Genomic DNA, 19,720 nt, shown 5'->3' with positions numbered 1-19,720 from the left:
GGCCGGGGATCTGACTAAAAAACGAACCTGCTTGTGGGGATGATTTTGGCAGTCAATTCGGGGTGCATCGAAAGCGCAGCTGCTGCGCAGGGCCTTCTTCGGTCCGTGACGAGCTGCTTCTCTCAATCCCTTCGCTGGGCGTTCGTCGCGGTTTTTACCGTCGCGATCATGTCTTTCGCCACAGCCGAAGCGTCTGCGCAAACGCGCAGCCTGAAGATCCATTTCACCCATACGAAAGAGCGCGCGGAGATCGTCTTCAAGCGCAATGGGCGTTACGACCAGGCAGGCCTGAACCAACTGAATCACATCCTCCGCGACTGGCGTCGCAACGAGCCGACCAAGATGGATCCGCGCTTGTTCGATTTGCTCTGGGAAGTCTACCAGGCATCGGGATCGCGTGAGTACATCCACGTCGTTTCGGCTTACCGTTCGCCCAACACCAACAACATGCTGCGTTCGCGCTCTTCGGGCGTGGCAAAGAACAGCCAGCACACGCTCGGCAAGGCGATGGACTTCTTCCTGCCTGACGTGCCGGTGAAGCGCGTCCGTGAAATCGGCATGCGTTTTCAGGTCGGCGGTGTCGGCTTCTATCCCAATTCCGGCTCGCCCTTCGTGCACCTCGATGTCGGCAGCGTTCGTGCCTGGCCGCGCATGAGCCGCCAGGAACTCCTCGCGCTGTTCCCCGATGGCAAGACGATCCACCTGCCGCCGGACGGCCGCAAGCTCGCTGGTTATGATCAGGCACTCGCCGATTATCAGCGTCGCGTCGGCGCTTCGGAAATCGCAGTTGCCGGCGGTGGCTCGCGCAACAGCGATGGCGCCAGGAGCGGCGGCAGCCGCCGGAACCTGATCGCAATGCTCTTCGGCAACAATGGTGACGAAGACGAAGATGCAGAAGCAATTGCAGCGCCTGCAGCTGCACCACAGCGCGGCGCACCGCCCGCAGCCGTGCCGCAGCAGGCAGCGCCTCAGGCCGCACCGCAGACGCAGATCGCAAGCGTTGCTCCGATCCGTGCACCCGTTCCGGTCGCCCGACCTGTCCTCGAAGCCGTAGCACAGCCCCAGATGGCTGCTCTTGCACCGGCTCCGGCCGCTCCGGTTCCCGCAGCGCCCATTCCAGCCGCGCCGCCTGCCGGCATGAGCATGGCGAACGCGACCTTGCCGGCCAATGCCGCCAACACGCCGCCGGCAGCCATTCCGCAAGTCGCGGCAGTCGAACCGCCATCGCCCACGGAAGCACCGGCAATGCCGGAAGTGCGTGAATTCGCCGATCTCTCAGGCATGTCCGTGCCGGTTCCGGAATTCGTCGACCGTTCGGGTATCTCGGTCTTCGCAGCCAACGATGCGCCTGCTTTCGATGGCCAGGAAGTCACCGACATCCTGATGGCTGAGGCAACCCCGGAGACGCCGAGTGCGGCATCGGGCGAGGCAACGTCCTCCGCGCTGCAGACTGCGCTCGTGCCAGCACCGATCGCGCGTCCTGAAATCGCGGCGATCGCTGCCGCGACCGGGCAGGGCACAGCCTCCGTCACGACGGGTACGACTGCCGCGGCAGAAGCGCCGGCCGCCGCTGCCGTTGCTGAAGTTCCGGCACCGATCGCAGCTCCCGATGAAATCCGGGTTGCCTCGCTCACGCCTTCGCCAAGGGCGGCAAGCGACGCGTCCAGCGGTTCCAGCACGTCCGCCGGCAACGATACCGCTGCGGGCGAGCCAGAAGGTCTGGCGAACCGCATGGCTGCATCCCTCGGCGCAACACCGCTCAAGGGCGCACGCCCGACGGAGCGCGAAGCGACCGGCACGGCCAAGCGGGCAATCCGCACGGAGCCGAAGCTCACCGATACGATGGTATCGAGCTGGGCGCTCGATCATACGCGCCTTGCCAGCGTCTCGCAGCCGGTGAAGTCGCCGCGCTTTGTGGACAAGCAACTGCGTGCCGCTCCCCAGGTGGTCTACACGACCGGGTTCTCAGCCGAGACGGTTGAAGCCAACCGCTTCACCGGTGCCGCCGTGAACTTCCTGAGCGTCGCCCGCTTCGAGGCGCCGCAGTAGGCCCAACCTTCCACTGACATCCTCGTGAAGGCCGCCGTTCGCCTCGATCGGCGGCCTTCTGCTTTTCGCAGGACCCGCTATTCTGTGCCTCTGCCAGCGCGATGCCGGACGCCGTACGTCCCCGGCATCTTGCGCAGTCGCGAAAGCGTATCTATCGACACGTCATCGTCCCCAAGGAACCTCGCCCCATGAAATCGATGGAACTGCTGATCGAGCGTGTCATTCTCTCGGCACGCTGGATCCTTGTCGTCTTCTATGTGGGGCTTGCCGCGGCGCTGGCGATCTATGCGGTGTCGTTCATCTACAAGCTCGCCAAGGTGGCCGTGGATGTCTTCACCCTCGACGATTCCGACATGATCCTCGCGATGCTTGGCCTCATCGATGCAGCGCTCGTTGCGAGCCTCATCGTCATGGTCATGATTTCCGGCTACGAGAACTTCGTCAGCCGCTTCGACAAGACCGATAACGACGAGATCTCATGGCTGGGCAAGCTCGATGCGGGCAGTCTCAAGATCAAGGTCGCGTCGTCCATCGTCGCGATCTCGTCGATCCACCTGCTGCAGATCTTCCTGAACATGCAGCAATATGACGGCACACGGCTGATGTGGGCGACGCTGATCCACCTCGCCTTCGTCGTCTCGGCGCTGCTGCTCGGATTCCTGGAGCAGATCATGACGAAGCTGAAGGCCTGATCGCGCGGCCTGGACTTGAGGTTTCTTGACCCCAAACATGAAAAAGCCGCCGGTTGTGCCGACCGACGGCCTTCAATGTCAAAATAGCTGGAGGAGGCTCACTCTTCCGGCGCAGGGCCCATACCGAGCGCGTGCAGATAGGTGTCCAGGATCGCTTCCTGTTCCATCCGCTCGTCCTTGTCGATCTTCCGGAGCGAGATCACGCGGCGAAGGGCCTTGGTGTCGAAGCCCGTGCCTTTTGCTTCCGCATAGACGTCCTTGATGTCGTCCGCGATGGTCTTTTTCTCTTCTTCGAGGCGTTCGATACGCTCGACGAATGCACGCAGTTGGTCGCGTGCGACGCCGCCTGTGTCGGACATCGCTTACTCCTGTTGTCTCGTTCCAAGAAGGTCGAATTTTAAGCGTGTCAGGTGCCGCGCGGCGCGGCTGACGTCAAGTCAAACCTTGCGGCCGCGCCGCATTCCCTGCGTGATGCGCCGAATGCGCATCAGCCATGGCTCGCCTTGGTTGCGAAGGAGGCTTTCTGCGCGTCGGTTGCCTCGATCTGGTAGCGTTCCCGCCATGCATCATAGGGCATGCCGTAGACGATCTCGCGTGATTCGTCCTTGGTGAGCGCGATGCCGTCCGCCTCGGCCGCATCCTTGTACCAGTTCGACAGGCAATTCCGGCAAAAGCCGGCGAGGTTCATCATGTCGATGTTCTGCACGTCGGTCCGTTCGCGCAGATGCGCGACCAGCCGGCGGAAAGCGGCTGCCTCGAGTGCGGTGCGCTGCTCGGCGCTGAGCTTCTGTTCGGGCGATGTCTGGTGCATGGTTGGCCTCCTGAGGACTCGTCCCGGAAATGGTGATCGATGGTGGCCGATTCTAGGCGTCGCCGAAGCCATGGGTCAAGTTGACGGAAGAGATGCCACTAAAGGCTCAGCTTCGTTGACATTGTCGGGTTCGCATCGCACAACCGAAGCAGTGATCAATGGAGAAACGATAGACACCGTGCCTGCGAAAAATCGCTTCACATCGCGTCTCTTGAGCCTCCAAATGCTGTTCCTGCTGGCGGGGTCCGCGGCCCTTTTCGGTGGCACCGAAACGGCGCGCGCCGATTTCCGCGTCTGCAATGGAACGCAGAACCTCGTTGGCGTCGCAATCGGCTATCGGGCCCAGGAAGGCTGGATATCCGAAGGGTGGTGGCAGATTCCCGCCACGTCCTGCGCGACGCTCATCGAAGGCCAGCTCCAGTCGCGCTTCTACTACCTCTATGCCGAGGATGCCGCCCGTGGTGGACGCTGGGCCGGCAACATCAACATGTGCGTCGCCGACAACGAGTTCAAAATCGTCGGCGTCAACGACTGCGTCGCACGCGGCTACCAGCGCATGGAATTCAAGGAATACGATACGGGACGACAGGGCAGCTGGATGGTTCAGCTTTCCGACACGCCAGCCCCGCCCGCATCGCCGACGACAGTACCCAACGCGACACCTGACAGCACGGAAGGCACCAGCCAATGAGACGCCAGCGCAAAGTCAAGATCCTGGCGACGCTCGGTCCGGCCTCCTCCGACGAGGCCATGATCCGCAAGCTTCATGAGGCGGGTGCAGACCTGTTCCGCATCAATATGAGCCATGCCAGCCACGAGATCATGCGCGATCTCATCGGCCGCATCCGCAACGTCGAAAAGGAAGTTGGTCGCCCGATCGGCATTCTTTGCGACATCCAGGGGCCCAAGCTGCGGGTCGGCAAGTTCGCCGAAGGCAAGGTTCAACTGTCGGCGGGCGACACGTTCACCCTCGACGACAAGCCCGAGCCGGGCGACGCGACGCGGGTGCAATTGCCGCACAAGGAAATTCTCGAAGCCGTGCAGGTTGGGCACCGTCTCCTGATCGACGATGGCCGCCTGCAGCTGGAAGCGGTCAAGGTGGACGGCAAGTCGATCGTCACCAAGGTGATCTCCGGCACGCATATCTCGGACCGCAAGGGCGTCAGCCTGCCGGATACGACGCTGGCCACCGGGGCGCTCACGGAAAAGGACCGCAAGGATATCGATGCGGCGATCGCCACCGAAGAGGTGGACTGGATCGCGCTGTCCTTCATCCAGCGTCCGGAAGACGTCGCCGAAGTGCGCAAGATCGTGCGCGGCCGCGCAGGCCTCATGTCCAAGATCGAGAAGCCGCAGGCGCTGGAGCGGATCGACGAGATCATCGAGCTCTCGGACGCCCTGATGGTGGCGCGTGGCGATCTCGGCGTCGAAATGCCGATCGAAGCCGTGCCCGGCATCCAGAAGCAGCTGACACGCGCCTGCCGGAAGGCCGGCAAGCCGGTCGTCGTCGCGACCCAGATGCTCGAATCGATGATTTCGGCTCCGGTGCCGACCCGCGCAGAAGTGTCGGACGTCGCAACCGCAGTCTTTGAAGGTGCCGATGCGGTGATGCTGTCGGCGGAATCGGCTGCCGGCGATTATCCGGTCGAAGCCGTGTCCACCATGGCCGCCATTGCCCGCAAGGTCGAAAAGGACCCGAACTATTCGGGCATCATCTACGCGCAGCGCCCGCAGCCCGAACCGACCGGCGCCGATGCAATCTCGCTTGCCGCGCGCCAGATCGCCGAAACGCTGAACCTCGCTGCGATCGTCTGCTACACATCTTCTGGCACCACCGGGCTGCGCGCCTCGCGCGAGCGGCCGCAGACGCCGATCCTGGCGCTGTCACCGGTGATCCAGACCGCGCGTCGCCTGTCGGTCTGCTGGGGCCTGCACTGCGTGGTGACGGAAGATGCCCACGATCTAGACGACATGGTCGATCGTGCTTGCCGCATCACCCACAGGGAAGGCTTTGGCTCCGCGGGCGACCGCGTGATCGTGACCGCAGGCGTTCCGCTCGGCACACCCGGCGCGACCAACATGCTGCGCATCGCCTATATCTCGTCCGACGGGCAGTCGGCCGTCTGAGCAGGGACGTCGAAAGCAACTTCGCTTCGCTCAATTGCTTTCTAAGTTACTGATTTGGCGCGTTTCCGAACGATGAGCCGGTAGCCACTTCATCTGGAAACGCTTAGCCACAAACCTCCGCATCATCGGCGATGCGCTCTTCGAGGGCGCGCACCATCGCCTGCAGGTCCGCCTGACCGCCTGCCAGTTTCTCGATGGCCGCGATGGCGATGTCCCGGGCGACATAGTCTGGCTTGTGGCCGAGATTGTTGATCTCGACGAGCTCTGAGTTCGGAAGATCGCGCGCGAGCCCCTGCGAATGGATTTCCGGTAGAACGATCTCGTCACGATTGCCGGTGATGACGACGGCCGGCGCCATGATCTCCGGGTAGCGGAGCGAGATGCGCTCCACGTAGTCCTTCAGATTGGCGACATCGGTTGAATTGGCACGGAAAGCCTTCGGCCTCAGCACCAGTTGCGGCCCCGTCAACTCCACATAATCGGACGGCATGGGATTCGGGGCGAAGACGCAGGCGGCCGAGGACACGACGCGTGCCGATCCCACCGGCAGCGCAACGACATTGCTGAAAAGAGGGCCGATCACCGGTGCACGGGCGACCGAATAGAACCAGGCGACCCCGCCAGGCCAAGGATGGGTCGCGGGCGCGAGAAAGAGCAGGCCACCCGTGCGCTCCGGATATTGAAGCGCAAAGCTCGCCGCAATCGCCGAGCCGAAGGAATGGGCAACGATGATGGCATTGTCGATGCCGAGCTTCGCCATCAGGCCGGCGACCATGTCCGCTTGACCATCGGGATTGGAATTGGAGGCAGTGCCGCGCTCCGAATAACCGTGGCCGGGCCGGTCGACGAACAGCATCTCGGCGCGGCCCTTCAGCGGATCGCCGAAGGCAACCAACTGGTCACGCAGATTGCCGCTCGCCCCATGCAGGAAGACGAGAGGAGGGAGATCGGCCTGTGGCCCTGCGGGAATGTGAACCGCATGCAGGCGAACCCCGTCGACCTCGTGGAACGTCCCGATCGGCGGAAAGCGCGCCTCGATCTGACGCGATTGGTAAGCCGTGTAGCCGGCCAGAAGAGCAAGCACGGCGGCAAGAACGAGAACGACGATGATCATGGGACGCATAAGCTGAGGGTTCGATTGGAATGAGCAGGAGGCGGGCGACAGTCGTCGATGACGGGCACTGGTGACGGCAGTAGACCTATACGTCCGCCGCGCCGGTTTGGTTGCGCCGCCCGCTCCCTCTCATCCTCAATCGCTGATTTTCAGCACGATCTTGCCGATATGGCTGCTGCCTTCCATGCGACGATGGGCTTCCACCACATCGGCAAAGGGGATGACGCTGTCCATCACCGGAGCAACGCGGCGGCTTGTCAGCAGCGGCCAGACTTTTTCCTTCAGCTCCGCCGCAAGCTTCCCCTTGAAGCCGCTGTCGCGCGCGCGCAGCGTGGAGCCGGTGTGAAACAGCCGCTTCATCATCAGCTTGGAGAAATCCGCCTCGGCCTTCCGCCCGTTGAGGAAAGCGATCTGCACCACGCGCCCCTCGATTGCCGCAGCGTCATAGTTGCGGCCGATATAATCGCCCCCGACCATGTCCAGGATCACGTTCACGCCTTTGCCATCGGTCAGGGTCCTGACCGCCTGCACGAAATCTTCGTCGCGGTAGTTGATGGCGTGATCGGCGCCGAATTCGAAACAGGCGCGGCATTTTTTATCCGAGCCCGCAGTCGCAAAAACGGTCGCGCCGAACGCCTTTGCAAGCTGGATGGCGGTCGTGCCGATCCCGGACGTGCCGCCGTGCACCAGAAATGTTTCACCTTCCTGCAATCCGCCACGCTGGAAGACATTGTGCCACACCGTGAAATAGGTCTCGGGCAGGGCGGCTGCCTCTTCCATGGAAAAGCCGTCCGGCACGGGAAGCACGCTGTCCTGATGTGCCGAGCAGCGTTCGGCATATCCGCCGCCCGTCACCAGAGCGCAAACCCGATCGCCGACCGACCAGCGCGTGACGCCGTCACCGAGCGCCACGATCTCGCCTGCGACCTCGAGCCCCGGAATGTCGGAGGCGCCGGCCGGTGGTGGATAGGCGCCTTGCCGCTGCAGGCAGTCGGGCCGGTTGACGCCGGCGGCTTTGACGGCAATCAGCACCTCGTCGGACTTTAGGGCCGGAACCGGGCGCTCGGCGAGCTTGAGAACTTCCGGACCACCCGGCTGGCTGATCTCCACGGCGCGCATCGTCTCGGGCATGGCTTTTCCATTTCTGTTTTTCGTCACGGGGTTATACTGGCTCGGTCCGCTGAGGGCGAGCGATCCTCGCATTCGGTCCAAGCGTGAAGCGTAAGGAGTGATGAGCCGATGGCCATTTTCGATGACATGCCGCCGACGCGCAAACCCGTTCATGAGATCGGCGCCGATCTGGCGCTTCTTTCCACCGACGAGCTGCGGCAACGCATCGATGCGCTGCGCAGCGAGATTGCGCGGCTGGAAGAGGAAATCGAGATGAAGACATCCAGCAAGGCGGCGGCAGAGCGGTTTTTTCGCTGATGGAGATCGCTCGGATTCTCGAAAAGAGGCAGGGGGCCCGGCCCATTAACCAGGCATTAACGGTTAATAGTGTCTAATGCTCATGTCCGGAGCTTCTGGACGATTGCAGACTGACTGCTGGTCACTCTGTTTGACGCCTCCCTGTTAAACTCTCGAGAGCCGCTTTTGCGGCTCTTTTTTTTCGTCGCAGGAAGGGACGGCGCATTTGCCGCACATGTGGACATTAACCCTTTCTTAAGAACGATCTTGCGCAAAGCCCTGTCGACGTACCATTCTGCGGGTAGAGATCGATCACCCCATGACGGCGGAACGGAACCTGATTCTGCCTGGAGTGTTACAGCATTCAAGAATGCGACGGCCATGATGTGCCGACGCGACACAGCCTGCAGGCGAGAACCGCAGAATGCGGCACGGCGGGTCAACTGATATCGAGGCGGAATTCGAACATGAGCGAAACGTCCAGCAACATGATCAGCTTTGCCGGTCACATGGCGACGTCCAACCCATTCAAGACACTGTATGCCGACGGCATGGGTCTGGTGGAAGAAACGGCAAGCTATCTCGACGGTCCGGGTCGCATTGCATCCAAAGACCTGCCGCGTCTTGCGTCCATTCTCTACGCGGCGGAGTCCATGCGGCTGACAACGCGTCTGATGCAGCTTGCTTCGTGGCTTCTGCTGCAGCGCGCGGTCAACAACGGCGAGATGAGCCGCGACCAAGTGATGTCCGAGAAGAACAAGGTGCGGATCGACAGCTTCACCATCGATGCCAACGCGCCGGGCTGGGACGATCTTCCCGAGCAGTTCCGCGACCTCGTGGCCCGTTCGCTGCGTCTTCAGGCGCGCGTTGCGCTGCTTGATCGCGAAATCTACCGGCCCGAAGTGATGCCGGCATTCGCCGATAACGAGAACAGCGTGAAGGCACAGCTTTCATTGCTGCAGACGGCATTCGGCCACCACTGACACGCCTCTTCGGAAGGAGGGAAACTGCCGTTCTCTCCTTCTCTTGACTGCGACTGCAACCACCATCGAAACGAAAAAAGCCCGGTCTCGCGACCGGGCTTTTTGTTGATCTCCTGAGAAATCGAAACTTAGAGGCCGAGGCCTTCGAAGCGCTTCTTGAACTTGGAAAGACGGCCGCCACGGTCCATGAGCTGCTGGCCACCGCCGGTCCAGGCCGGGTGGGACTTCGGGTCGATCTCGAGGTTCATCGTATCGCCTTCCGAACCCCAGGTGGAGCGCGTCGTGTATTCAGTGCCGTCCGTCATGACGACTTTAATGGTGTGGTAGTTGGGATGAATGTCGGCTTTCATCGTCCTGGCTTCCTGACTGCTTGGCGAGCCGCCGTGACGAAATAGGCGTTGCGTCAAATCGGCTCAAATGGGAAATGAAAGCGCCGCCATGAAGGCTCGCAGCTTCCTAATTTGTTGGCGAGCCTATACAGGAAGGGCAAATCGATAACAAGAGCCCTGGGGGAAAATGGGGCCTGGCGGGAGTAGGAGAGTTAAAGCGTGGCGGAAACGGCCCCTAGCGTGAACAAGCGGCGCTCGCTGCGACCGCTTGCGAGATTGCTGCCCTATGTGCTGGCCTATCGCGGGCTGGTCGCCGGAGCTTTGATCTTTCTCGTTCTCGCCGCGAGCATGACGCTGACCTTGCCGCTGGCTGTCCGTCGCATGATCGACCACGGCTTCTCCGAATCCGATGCTGGCTTCATCGAAACCTACTTCATCATGCTCCTGGTGATCGCGGTGCTGCTCGCGCTGGCGAGCGCCTTTCGCTACTATTTCGTTATTACCCTTGGCGAGCGGGTCGTCTCCGACCTTCGCCGCGACGTCTTTTCGCATGTGACGCGCCTCTCTGCCGGCTTCTACGACGTCAATCAGTCCGGTGAGATCGTTTCGCGCCTGACGGCGGACACCACGCAGATCAAGTCGACGGTCGGCGCGACGGCATCGCTGGCGCTCCGCAACATGATCCTGTGCATCGGCGCTATCGGCATGATGATCGTGACCAGCCCGGGCCTGTCGAGCCTGGTGCTGGCCGCAATTCCGCTGATCGTGTTCCCGATCGTGGCTTTCGGCCGCGCCGTGCGCCGCCGCTCGCGCGCTGCCCAGGATACGCTCGCTAACGCCATGGCCTATGCGAGCGAGACGATCGGCGCGACCCGCACCGTTCAGTCCTACAACAACGAACCGACCGCCAACGGCCTGTTTTCCCACGCGATCGAAACAGCTTTCACCGCAGCGCGCGACGCCGTGCGCGCGCGCGCCGTGTTGACCGGCTTTGCGATCTGCATGGCATTCGGGAGCGTCGTCGCCGTCTTGTGGTTCGGCGCGCAACGCGTGCTCGACGGCACGATGTCGCCAGGCACGCTGAGCCAATTTCTTCTCTATTCGCTGTTTGCCGCTGGTGCGCTCGCAGCCTTGTCCGAGGTCTGGAGCGAGATCTCTCAAGCCGCCGGCGCCGCCGAGCGCCTTTCGGAACTGCTGGACGAGGTGCCCGAGATCCGCGCGCCGGCCAACCCGATCGCGATGCCGGTGCCCCCGGTGGGCGCCATCGAGTTCGATCACATCGCCTTCGCCTATCCCGCACGCGACGACATGCCGGTGCTCGATGATTTCGATCTTCAGGTGAAGCCAGGTGAGAGCGTTGCCGTCGTCGGCCCTTCAGGGGCGGGCAAGAGCACGCTTTTTGCCCTGCTGCTGCGCTTCTACGACCCGGTGTCGGGCACGGTGCGCATCGACGGTGTCGACATCGCCAAGGCCGATCCTGCAGAGGTCCGTGCGCGCATCGCGATCGTGCCGCAGGATGTGACGATCTTCCAGGGAACCGTGCGCGACAACATCGCGTTTGGTCGGCCGGGTGCCAGCGAGGGCGATATTCCGGCGGCGGCAAAGGCAGCGCACGCGGATATCTTCGTGGCCGCGCTGCCCGACGGCTACGACACGATGGTGGGCGAGCGGGGTATCACGCTCTCCGGTGGACAGCGCCAGCGCATCGCGATTGCCCGCGCCATTCTCAAGGATGCGCCGATCCTCATTCTCGACGAGGCCACCTCCGCGCTCGATGCCGAAAGCGAGCAACTGGTGCAACAGGCCTTGGAGCGGCTGATGAAGGGCCGCACGACACTCGTCATCGCGCACCGGCTCGCCACCGTGCTTAAGGCGGATCGCATCGTCGTCATGGATCGCGGGCGCATCGTGGAAGAGGGCACGCACCGCACTCTGGTGGAGCGCAACGGCGTCTATGCGCGGCTGGCGCGCCTGCAGTTCGATCACGGGCAGACCGAATTCATCCAGGCGGCGAAGTAAGCTCTCTCACATCGCAACGCTAGCTATCAGCGCTCCGTCAGCTTCAGCTCGATGCGCCGGTTGGTGGCGCGCGCTTCCGGGCTGTCGCCTTCCGCGATCGGCTGGAACTCGCCGAAGCCCGCCGCAACCAGCCGCTCGGCTGGGACACCCTGCGAAATCAGGTATTTGACGACCGAGGTCGCGCGGGCCGACGAAAGCTCCCAATTGTCCACATACCGGCCGGTGCCGGATAAGGGCACATTGTCCGTGTGGCCATCGACGCGCAGCACCCAGTTGATGTCGGACGGGATCTCGCGTGCGAGCTCCAGCACGGCCGTCGCCAGTTCACCCATCTGATCGATGCCCTCCGGATTGAGTTCGGCACCACCGGAAGGGAACAGCACTTCCGACTGGAAAACGAAGCGGTCGCCGACAATCCGGATGTTTTCGCGGTCGGACAGGATCTCCCGCAGACGGCCGAAGAAATCGGAGCGGTAGCGATTCAGCTCCTGCACGCGCTGCGCGAGCGCGACGTTCAGGCGACGGCCGAGATCGGCGATCTGCGTCTGCGCTTCCGCGTCACGCGCTTCGGAGACGTCGAGCGCGCCTTCCAGAGCCGCGATCTGGCTGCGCAGTGCGGAAATCTGCTGGTTCAGCAATTCGACCTGATTCAGTGCTCGCTGGCTGACCTGCCGCTCGTCGTCGAGCGTGCCTTCCAGCATGCCGATCTGCGCTTCGGCTTCGGCCGAGACGCCCTGGTTGGAGCTCAGCAACTCGCGCAGACGCGATTGCTCCTGCTCGGACTGGGCGAGCGACGCGCGCAGATTGGCGAGCGCATCCTCTGCGTCCTGGCCAACGGCCTGTTCGAGCGCCAGCAACTGTGTCAGCTCATTGATCTGGCTGTTCAGCCGGTTCAGAACCTCGTCCTGTCCGGAAATCTCGCGGCTGAGCAGAAACTGCGCCAGCACGAAGACGGACAGCAGGAACATGATGGCGAGCAGCAGGGTCGACAGGGCGTCGACGAAACCCGGCCAGTAATCGACGGACCGCTCGCGCCGCCTGTTGCGCGCCAGGGCCATGGATCAGCCTTCTTTCCGAGGGCGGTCTGGATCGATGCGCGTCGAGATCTGCTCCAGCGTCTCGCGCAGAGCACGCGTTTCCCGCTGCTGCGCTTCGATCCAGTCGCGCAGCATCTGCTGCTCGGACCGCATGTTCTTCACAAGCCCCTGTATGCCTTCGGCCAGATTGGCCATGGCGGTGGTGGAGCGTTGCGACATGCCGTTTTCCTGCGACATGGCCTGCAGCCGTTCTGAAAGCAGCCGAAGCTCTTCCGTCGAACCCGTGCCGCGCCCGATCTCGTTGACGATCGTTTCGGAATCCATGTCCGTCACAGTCGAGAGCCAGTTTTCCAGCTCCGTGTAGAACCTGTTCTGCGCGCGCCCTGCCTGCAGGTCGAGGAAGCCGAGGATCAGGGACCCCGATAGGCCGAAGAGCGAGGACGAGAATGCCGTGCCCATGCCGCCGAGCGGAGCGCTGAGGCCTGCCTTCAGCGATGCAAGAATATCGCCCGTGTCGCCCGACCCAGGATCCAGCGATTGGATCGTGTTGTTGATCGAGCCGATGGTGCCGAGAAGGCCCCAGAACGTGCCGAGCAGGCCGAGAAAGACGAGCAGGCCGATCAAATAGCGAGACGTGTCGCGGGATTCATCGAGACGCGTCGCGATGGAATCGAGGATAGACCGGAGCGACGAGGTGGACAGCGCCATCTCCTGGCGGCGCCCGATCAGCGCGCGCATCGGTGCGAGAAGCACCGGCTCACGCCCGGCTTTCTCGGCACTGCCGGCGGCTCGGAAGGAGTTGACCCACCGCACTTCGGGGCGAAGCCGCAGCACCTGGTTGAAGGCGAGCAGGACGCCGATCAGCAGCACGCCGAAGATCAGGCCATTGAGGCCGGGGTTGGTCACGAAAGCCGATTGGATTTGCCGATAGAGGATCGCCGCCAGGAAACCGACGATGATCAGGAAGATCAGCATGCTCCAGAAGAAGACGAGCGGGCTCGATAATTTATGCGGATCGGCGCCGGTGCCGTCGTCAGAGATGCCCCAGCCCGAGAATTTCAATCCTGCCATGAAAAGCAGCTCCAATCGTCATAGGGTCGGACAGTAACCGAGAATCAAGACGGAAAGAAAGCCGCGGTGTGCCGGAAGATTAACCGCCGATTGCAGGAGCAGGGCGGTGCACCACGTCCTTCAGCGCCTTGTGGATGTACTCGTTGCCGGCGAGAACCGTTCCGCTCTCGAACATCCGGTTGCCGCCTTCGAGGTCGGTGACGTAGCCCCCGGCCTCGCGCACCAGAAGCATGCCGGCTGCGATGTCCCAGGCAGCGATGTTCTTTTCCCAATAGGCGTCGAACCGTCCTGCAGCCGTATAGGCAAGGTCGAGTGCTGCGGAGCCGGTGCGGCGAACGCCGGCGACTTCGCCCATGACATTGCGCAACTCCACGAGGAACTTGCCGTGGTGGCCGCGGCCGAGATGCGGAATGCCGGTCGCAACGACGGAATCCGACAGCTTCTTGCGCGCCGCAACGCGCAGGCGACGATCGTTGAGGAAGGCGCCACCGCCGCGTTCTGCGGTGAAGAGCTCGTCCATGGCCGGGTTGAAGATCACTGCGCCGACGATCTCGCCATTGCGCTCCAGCGCGATCGAGACCGCGAAGAACGGAATTCCGTGCAGGAAGTTCGTCGTGCCATCCAGCGGATCGACGATCCAGCGATGCGCACCGTCGGTGCCCTTCGTCTCGCCGCCCTCCTCACCGAGGAAATCGTAGGTCGGGCGGGCACGCAGAAGCTCGGAGTGAATGATCTCTTCGGCTTTGCGGTCGGCTTGGCTGACATAGTCGCCCGGGCCTTTGAGCGAAACCTGCAAATTCTGCACTTCGCCGAAGTCTCGCGACAGCGAGCGCCCGGCCTTCATTGCGGCCTGGACCATGACGTTCAAGAGGGCGGAGCGGGCCATCGGGAAAGCTTTCGGGAAGAGGAGTGGGCGGCCTGATCAGTCGGCGCGGCGGATATAAGTGATCTCGTTGGTATCGACCAGGATGCGCTCGCCGGACTCGATGAAGGGCGGCACCATGACGCGCACGCCGTTTTCCATGACGGCCGGCTTGTAGGACGACGCCGCCGTCTGGCCCTTCACGACCGGATCGGCCTCTACGATCGCCAAGACCACCTGATCCGGCAGCGAGATGCCGATCGGCTTGTCTTCGTACAGTTCAACGGTCACCATCATGCCGTCCTGCAGGAAGGCGGCGCGATCGCCGACGAAATCCTTCTGCAGTTCCAGCTGCTCGTAGGTTTCGTTGTCCATGAACACGAGCATGTCGCCCTGCTCGTAGAGGAACTGGAAGTCCTTCTGCTCCAGGCGCACGCGCTCGACCGTTTCGGAAGCGCGGAACCGCTCGTTGAGCTTGGTGCCGTCGAGGAGGTTCTTCAGTTCGACTTGGTTGAAGGCGCCGCCTTTGCCTGGCTTGACCGCGTTGGTCTTCACCGCGGCCCAGAGGCTGCCATTGTGCTCGATGACGTTACCGGGACGGATTTCGTTGCCGTTGATCTTCATGAGTCTTTTCCGTTGACATCTGGACGACCGGAAGACGTCGGATGGGTCCGATTGCGATCGCTCGGAGCGCGCTTTCCGGGATTGCGCGCCTCAAGACCACAAATGCGGCCGGCTTTCAAGCCCGGTGCCGGTCAGGGCGCTGCCTGAAGGGCGGAATGCTCAGCCCAGGAAGCGGTTTGCTGCTTCGATTGCCTGGCGCTGTTCCTCGTCGGTCAGGCCGCGAAAGAAGTCGTCGAGGACCGGGTCGTTGTAGCCCGCCCGCCGCGACAGCACGTACCAGCGACCGGCCGCGACCGGGTTGGGGCGGGTGCCGATCGCGTTGATGTAGAGATGCGCCAGGCGGTTCTGGGCAACCACATTGCCGCGATTGGCAGCGATCTGCATCCAGCGGAACCCTTCCTCGTAATCGACATCGCCGCCGATACCGTCGATCAGCCAGATGGCGAGATCGAGCTGCGCGGTGTCGAAGCCGGAAGCGGCAGCACGCGCCAGCCAGTCGCGCGCGGTGTCGCGCTGCGCTTCATCGAGATCCCGGGCATTCACATAGATCTGCGACAGCGCGTATTGCGCGTCTGCCACGCCCGCAGCCGCCGAGCGTTCGAAGTAGGGCATTGCCGCGATCAGTCCCGCCTGACCCCGCTGCTGATCGACGAGAAGCTGGCCGTAGTTGAACGATGCCATGGGATGCCCGGCGTCCGCCGCTTGCTTCATCAGCTCCCGGCCGCGCTCTGGATCGGCTTCAGTGTGGCGCCCCGCCAGAAGCATCATCGCGTATTTGAACTGAGCTTCGCGATCGCCGCCGGCAGCAGCCTGCCCATACCAGAACGCAGCCTGTTCGAGATCGCGCGGGACGGCAAAGCCTTCGGAAAACAGCTCCGCCACCAGCGTCTGCGCAGCCGCGTCGCCATCTCCGGCCAGCGGAAGCGCCATGTCCATGGCGGTCAGATAATAGCCCCGCTGAAAAGCGGCATAGGCCTTGGCGGGTGTCGGGTCGGTCATAAAATCGGCCGGCAAGGCCGCGACGCTTGGTGCCGGCAGGATTGCACCGCCGATGAGCCCGATGGGGCGCTGCTCGCCGGCAAGCCGTTCGATCAGAAATCCCGGTTCGCCGGGCTGGATGTCGGTTTCGCCATTGCCGAGAAGACGGTCCGTGGTCGGCGCCGCCTGCGTGTCCTCAGCCGGCGGAGCCCCTTCGGCGTCTTGCGCCGATGCTTGCCCAAGGCCAAGGGCAGCAACCAGCGACAGGGCAACAAGCGCCGCAATGCCGCGTCGTTCGGCTCGATCGATCCTTGGCGTTCCGACATGCCCCATGAGCGGCATCAATCGCTGAACCGTGGCGCTTTTTCGGCGAGCAGGGCATTCACTTCCTGAACGGCGGCAGCGGGACCGGAAGGATGATCGAAGATCGCTTTGCCGAGAGCGACGAACTCGCCGCCGGCTTCAGCGACTTCCAGCGCGGAGGATACGGCGGTGCCGCCCATGGCGATGCACGGGATCTCGATCATGGCCGACCACCATTCGGCAAGATCGAGAACCTTGGGATTGGCTTCCGGCTTGATGTCGCCATCGAGCTTGCCGAAGAAGATGTAGTCGGGCCGCAATTCGCCACGCTCCAGCGCGCCATGCCGGTCCTTGGCATTGCCGATGCCGACGATGAGCTTGGGTGAGAATTTTTCGATCGCTTCGGCCGCATCCGATGTGGCGCCTTCCACATGGAGTCCATCGGCGCGGGCGCGCCCGGCCACGCGGCTGTCGCCTGCGATGATGACGGCAACGCCCTTGTCCTGTGCGATCGGAACGAGCTTTTCGGCGAGCGTCTGGAAGAGGTCATTGTCGCGGCCGGCCTGCGGGACGATCACCGTTGCGACGTCGCCGCCGGAAAGCGCCTGTGAGAGCGCCTCACCCTGCGCGTCGACGTCGTCGCCGGGCTGCGTCACCAAAACCAATCTGCATCTGTCTTCGAACTCTGCCTTGCTCACGCCTGGGCTCCTTGTGCGCGGGTGGGCCGTCTGGTCGCCGCTCGCAATCCCCGCCGATCTCGGATAGACGCGTGGCAACAAAGGTTCAACTGGTCGCCGATGCTTTCCGATCCCTGGTTCTACGCCGCCGCAATCCCGTCTGTCCTGCTGGTCGGCCTTTCCAAGGGTGGGCTTGGCGGCGCAATGGCATTGCTCGGCGTGCCGTTGATGTCGCTCGTCGTCCCGCCGGTTCAGGCGGCTGCGATCCTTCTGCCGATCCTGATCGTCATGGACATGGTGGGCCTGTGGTCGTGGCGCCATCACAACGATCGCATGACCCTGAAGATCATGCTGCCCGGAGCAATGGTCGGGATCGGCATCGCCTGGATGACCGCCGCTTTCGTTACCGATGCCATGATCAAGCTGCTGGTCGGCGTCGTGGCGCTCATCTTCGCCCTCGACTATGCGCGCCGTGCCTGGCAGCTGCGCGGCGGTGCGCCTTCGGGCGAGCGGCCGCACAATCGCGTCAAAGGTGCGTTCTGGGGCACGGTCTCGGGGTTCACCAGTTTCATCTCGCATGCCGGCGGCCCGCCCTATCAGGTCTACGCCCTGGCGCTGCGTCAGGAACCGCGCACCTATGTGGGCACTAGCGTGCGCTTCTTCGCCGTCGTCAATGCCGTCAAGGTTGTGCCTTATCTGGCCCTCGGGCAGTTCGATGCCTCCAATCTGCAGGCATCACTCGTGCTCCTGCCGCTCGCGCCGATCGCCACACTTGCCGGCGCCGCGATCGTGCGCCGCATCCGGGCCGAACGCTTCTACCCGTTCATGTACGGGATGGTCTTCCTGGCTGCGCTGAAACTGATCTGGGACGGCCTTGGCGGCCTCCTCGCTTGATCGCGGCGACAATCTCAATATCGTGTGCGTCAGCCGAGCGGGGAGCGCGGCCGAAGGGGAGGAAAGACGTCAATGAGCGGCAGTGCCTATGAGACCGATCTCGATCGCAACCCGGCCAATTACCAGCCACTGACGCCGATTGCGCATCTCGCGCGTGCCGCCTACGTCCATCCCGATCACATCGCCATCATCCATGGCGACATGAAGATGGACTATCGGAGCTTCTACGAACGCTCCCGCAAGCTCGCCTCCGCGCTTCAGGCTGCCGGCATCAAGCGCTTCGATACGGTGTCGGTGATGCTGTCGAACACGCCGGCCATGCTGGAGGCTCATCACGGCGTGCCGATGTCCGGCGGCGTCCTGCATTCGATCAACACCCGGCTGGATGCGGCCATCGTCGCCTTTCAGCTCGATCATGCCGACAGCAAGGTGCTGATCGTCGACCGGGAATTTTCGGGTCTGGTCGCCGATGCCCTGAAGCTTGCCACCGTGCAGCCGACGATCATCGATTATGACGACCCGAACTACCCCGATGATGCACCAGCGGCGAAAGGCGCGCGCCTCGGAACGATCGACTACGAGGAGTTCCTTCAATCCGGCGATCCCGACCATCACTGGTCGGGCCCCGAGGATGAGTGGGACTCGCTCTCGCTGAACTACACGTCCGGCACCACGGGAAACCCCAAGGGCGTCGTCTATCACCATCGCGGTGCCGCGCTGATGGGTTACTCCAACGTCGTCGCGTCCGGCATGGGCAAGCATCCCGTCTATCTCTGGACGCTGCCGATGTTCCACTGCAACGGCTGGTGCTTCCCCTGGACGCTGGGCGTGGTGGCCGGCACGCATGTCTGCCTGCGCTGGGTGCGGGCGAAGGCGATGTACGATGCGATTGCCGATCACGGCGTTACGCATCTTTGCGGCGCGCCGATCGTCATGTCGACGCTGATCAACGCGCCCGAGGAAGACAAACGCCATTTTCCGCAGACGGTTTCCTTCAACACGGCCGCTGCGCCACCGCCGGAGCAGGTTCTGTCCGGCATGGCGGATGCAGGCTTTGAGGTCGTGCATCTCTACGGACTGACGGAAACCTATGGTCCGGCGGTCGTCAACGAGTGGAAGGGCGACTGGAACGATCTGGACCCGAAGGCCCGCACCACGAAAAAGGCCCGCCAGGGCGTGCGCTACAACGCGCTCGAGGATCTGGCCGTCATCGATCCATCGACGATGGAACGCGTGCCGGCCGACGGCGAGACGCTTGGGGAGGTGATGTTTCGCGGAAACATCGTGATGAAAGGCTATCTCAAAAACCGCAAGGCAAGCGACGAAGCCTTTGCGGGCGGCTGGTTCCACTCCGGCGACCTCGGCGTCATGCATCCGGATGGCTACATCCAGCTGAAGGACCGGTCCAAGGACATCATCATTTCCGGGGGCGAAAACATCTCGTCGATCGAAGTCGAGGATGCGCTTTATCGGCATCCGGCTGTGCAGGCGGTGGCCGTCGTGGCGCGTCCGGATGACAAATGGGGCGAAACGCCTTGCGCATTCGTCGAATTGCGAGCAGGCCGCGCAGCAACGGAAGAAGAATTGATCGAACACTGCCGGCAGCATCTGGCACGCTTCAAGTGCCCGAAAAGCATCGTTTTCGGTGAGGTGCCGAAGACATCGACCGGCAAAATCCAGAAATTTGTTCTACGGGATCGCGCCAAAGCTCTTTAAGCTGCATATGCGCTCGAGCAGCGGGAA

Annotated in this window: 20 protein-coding genes; 9 read left to right on the top strand and 11 right to left on the bottom strand. The window is 62.9% G+C overall.

Annotation, left to right across the window (positions count from 1 at the left end):
• The first annotated feature begins 168 nt into the window (after positions 1-168).
• Both D5400_RS19390 and D5400_RS19385 read left to right on the top strand, forming a co-directional pair.
• Positions 169-2,049 carry a peptidoglycan L,D-endopeptidase MepK gene (locus D5400_RS19390; protein WP_126011851.1) on the top strand — a complete coding sequence of 627 codons (1,881 nt, stop codon included), beginning with the start codon at positions 169-171 and terminating at the stop codon, positions 2,047-2,049.
• 188 nt (positions 2,050-2,237) lie between these two features.
• Positions 2,238-2,741: a TIGR00645 family protein gene (locus D5400_RS19385; RefSeq protein WP_126011849.1), complete on the top strand. Its 504-nt coding sequence runs from the start codon at positions 2,238-2,240 to the stop codon at positions 2,739-2,741.
• 98 nt (positions 2,742-2,839) lie between these two features.
• On the opposite strand, the gene D5400_RS19380 is transcribed toward D5400_RS19385, so the two are convergent.
• Complete coding sequence (locus D5400_RS19380) at positions 2,840-3,100, bottom strand: DUF2312 domain-containing protein (protein WP_126011847.1); 261 nt, start codon at positions 3,098-3,100, stop codon at positions 2,840-2,842.
• Between the two features lie 128 nt (positions 3,101-3,228).
• Positions 3,229-3,552 (bottom strand): DUF1244 domain-containing protein, encoded by a 324-nt coding sequence (locus D5400_RS19375; RefSeq protein WP_126011845.1) that lies wholly within the window; start codon positions 3,550-3,552, stop codon positions 3,229-3,231.
• Between the two features lie 223 nt (positions 3,553-3,775).
• On the opposite strand from D5400_RS19375, the gene D5400_RS19370 reads away from it, so the two are divergent.
• Together D5400_RS19370 and pyk are read left to right on the top strand one after the other, a co-directional pair.
• Complete coding sequence (locus tag D5400_RS19370; RefSeq protein WP_126013615.1) at positions 3,776-4,243, top strand: DUF1036 domain-containing protein; 468 nt, start codon at positions 3,776-3,778, stop codon at positions 4,241-4,243.
• The gene (pyk, locus tag D5400_RS19365) at positions 4,240-5,679 is read left to right on the top strand and encodes a pyruvate kinase (RefSeq protein ID WP_126011843.1); all 1,440 of its coding nucleotides are present in this window, start codon (positions 4,240-4,242) and stop codon (positions 5,677-5,679) included. Before D5400_RS19370 ends, pyk begins: the two co-directional genes overlap by 4 nt.
• 103 nt (positions 5,680-5,782) lie before the next feature.
• Here pyk and D5400_RS19360 read toward each other — a convergent pair whose 3' ends face one another.
• On the bottom strand, positions 5,783-6,793 hold the full coding sequence (locus tag D5400_RS19360) for an alpha/beta fold hydrolase (protein ID WP_245451367.1): 1,011 nt from the start codon (positions 6,791-6,793) through the stop codon (positions 5,783-5,785).
• Positions 6,794-6,928: 135 nt separating this feature from the next.
• Positions 6,929-7,924: an NAD(P)H-quinone oxidoreductase gene (locus D5400_RS19355; protein WP_245451366.1), complete on the bottom strand. Its 996-nt coding sequence runs from the start codon at positions 7,922-7,924 to the stop codon at positions 6,929-6,931.
• 108 nt (positions 7,925-8,032) lie between these two features.
• Between D5400_RS19355 and D5400_RS19350 the strand changes: the two genes are divergently transcribed.
• Positions 8,033-8,221 carry a DUF1192 domain-containing protein gene (locus D5400_RS19350; RefSeq protein WP_126011839.1) on the top strand — a complete coding sequence of 63 codons (189 nt, stop codon included), beginning with the start codon at positions 8,033-8,035 and terminating at the stop codon, positions 8,219-8,221.
• A 446-nt stretch (positions 8,222-8,667) separates the two neighbouring features.
• The gene (gene rcdA, locus D5400_RS19345) at positions 8,668-9,183 is read left to right on the top strand and encodes a protease adaptor protein RcdA (protein ID WP_126011837.1); all 516 of its coding nucleotides are present in this window, start codon (positions 8,668-8,670) and stop codon (positions 9,181-9,183) included.
• Between the two features lie 128 nt (positions 9,184-9,311).
• Here rcdA and rpmE read toward each other — a convergent pair whose 3' ends face one another.
• On the bottom strand, positions 9,312-9,533 hold the full coding sequence (gene rpmE, locus D5400_RS19340; protein WP_126011835.1) for a 50S ribosomal protein L31: 222 nt from the start codon (positions 9,531-9,533) through the stop codon (positions 9,312-9,314).
• A 198-nt stretch (positions 9,534-9,731) separates the two neighbouring features.
• Between rpmE and D5400_RS19335 the strand changes: the two genes are divergently transcribed.
• Positions 9,732-11,531, top strand: coding sequence for an ABC transporter transmembrane domain-containing protein (locus tag D5400_RS19335; protein WP_126011833.1), 1,800 nt, complete (start codon positions 9,732-9,734; stop codon positions 11,529-11,531).
• 26 nt (positions 11,532-11,557) lie between these two features.
• On the opposite strand, the gene D5400_RS19330 is transcribed toward D5400_RS19335, so the two are convergent.
• The 6 genes from D5400_RS19330 to D5400_RS19305 form a co-directional block, all read right to left on the bottom strand.
• A complete protein-coding gene (locus tag D5400_RS19330) occupies positions 11,558-12,589 on the bottom strand; it encodes a peptidoglycan -binding protein (RefSeq protein WP_126011831.1) in 1,032 nt (343 codons plus the stop codon).
• A 3-nt stretch (positions 12,590-12,592) separates the two neighbouring features.
• Entirely contained in the window at positions 12,593-13,639 is a 1,047-nt protein-coding gene (locus D5400_RS19325) for a MotA/TolQ/ExbB proton channel family protein (protein WP_126011829.1), read from the bottom strand.
• A 79-nt stretch (positions 13,640-13,718) separates the two neighbouring features.
• Entirely contained in the window at positions 13,719-14,525 is an 807-nt protein-coding gene (locus D5400_RS19320; RefSeq protein ID WP_126011827.1) for an inositol monophosphatase family protein, read from the bottom strand.
• 36 nt (positions 14,526-14,561) lie between these two features.
• Positions 14,562-15,125, bottom strand: a complete 564-nt coding sequence (gene efp, locus D5400_RS19315; protein ID WP_126011825.1) for an elongation factor P — start codon at positions 15,123-15,125, stop codon at positions 14,562-14,564.
• Positions 15,126-15,284: 159 nt separating this feature from the next.
• Entirely contained in the window at positions 15,285-16,436 is a 1,152-nt protein-coding gene (locus D5400_RS19310) for a tetratricopeptide repeat protein (protein ID WP_126011823.1), read from the bottom strand.
• An 8-nt stretch (positions 16,437-16,444) separates the two neighbouring features.
• The gene (locus D5400_RS19305; RefSeq protein WP_126011821.1) at positions 16,445-17,104 is read right to left on the bottom strand and encodes a thiamine phosphate synthase; all 660 of its coding nucleotides are present in this window, start codon (positions 17,102-17,104) and stop codon (positions 16,445-16,447) included.
• A gap of 99 nt (positions 17,105-17,203) precedes the next feature.
• Between D5400_RS19305 and D5400_RS19300 the strand changes: the two genes are divergently transcribed.
• Together D5400_RS19300 and D5400_RS19295 are read left to right on the top strand one after the other, a co-directional pair.
• Complete coding sequence (locus D5400_RS19300) at positions 17,204-17,977, top strand: sulfite exporter TauE/SafE family protein (protein ID WP_126011819.1); 774 nt, start codon at positions 17,204-17,206, stop codon at positions 17,975-17,977.
• Between the two features lie 72 nt (positions 17,978-18,049).
• Positions 18,050-19,693: an acyl-CoA synthetase gene (locus D5400_RS19295; protein ID WP_126011817.1), complete on the top strand. Its 1,644-nt coding sequence runs from the start codon at positions 18,050-18,052 to the stop codon at positions 19,691-19,693.
• Positions 19,694-19,720: the final 27 nt, after the last annotated feature.

This window comes from Georhizobium profundi (assembly GCF_003952725.1).
In the GTDB taxonomy this organism is placed as follows: Bacteria; Pseudomonadota; Alphaproteobacteria; order Rhizobiales; family Rhizobiaceae; genus Georhizobium; species Georhizobium profundi.
The sequence above is the reverse complement of the archived record's forward strand: the minus strand, read 5'-3'. Positions and strand labels throughout refer to the sequence as shown.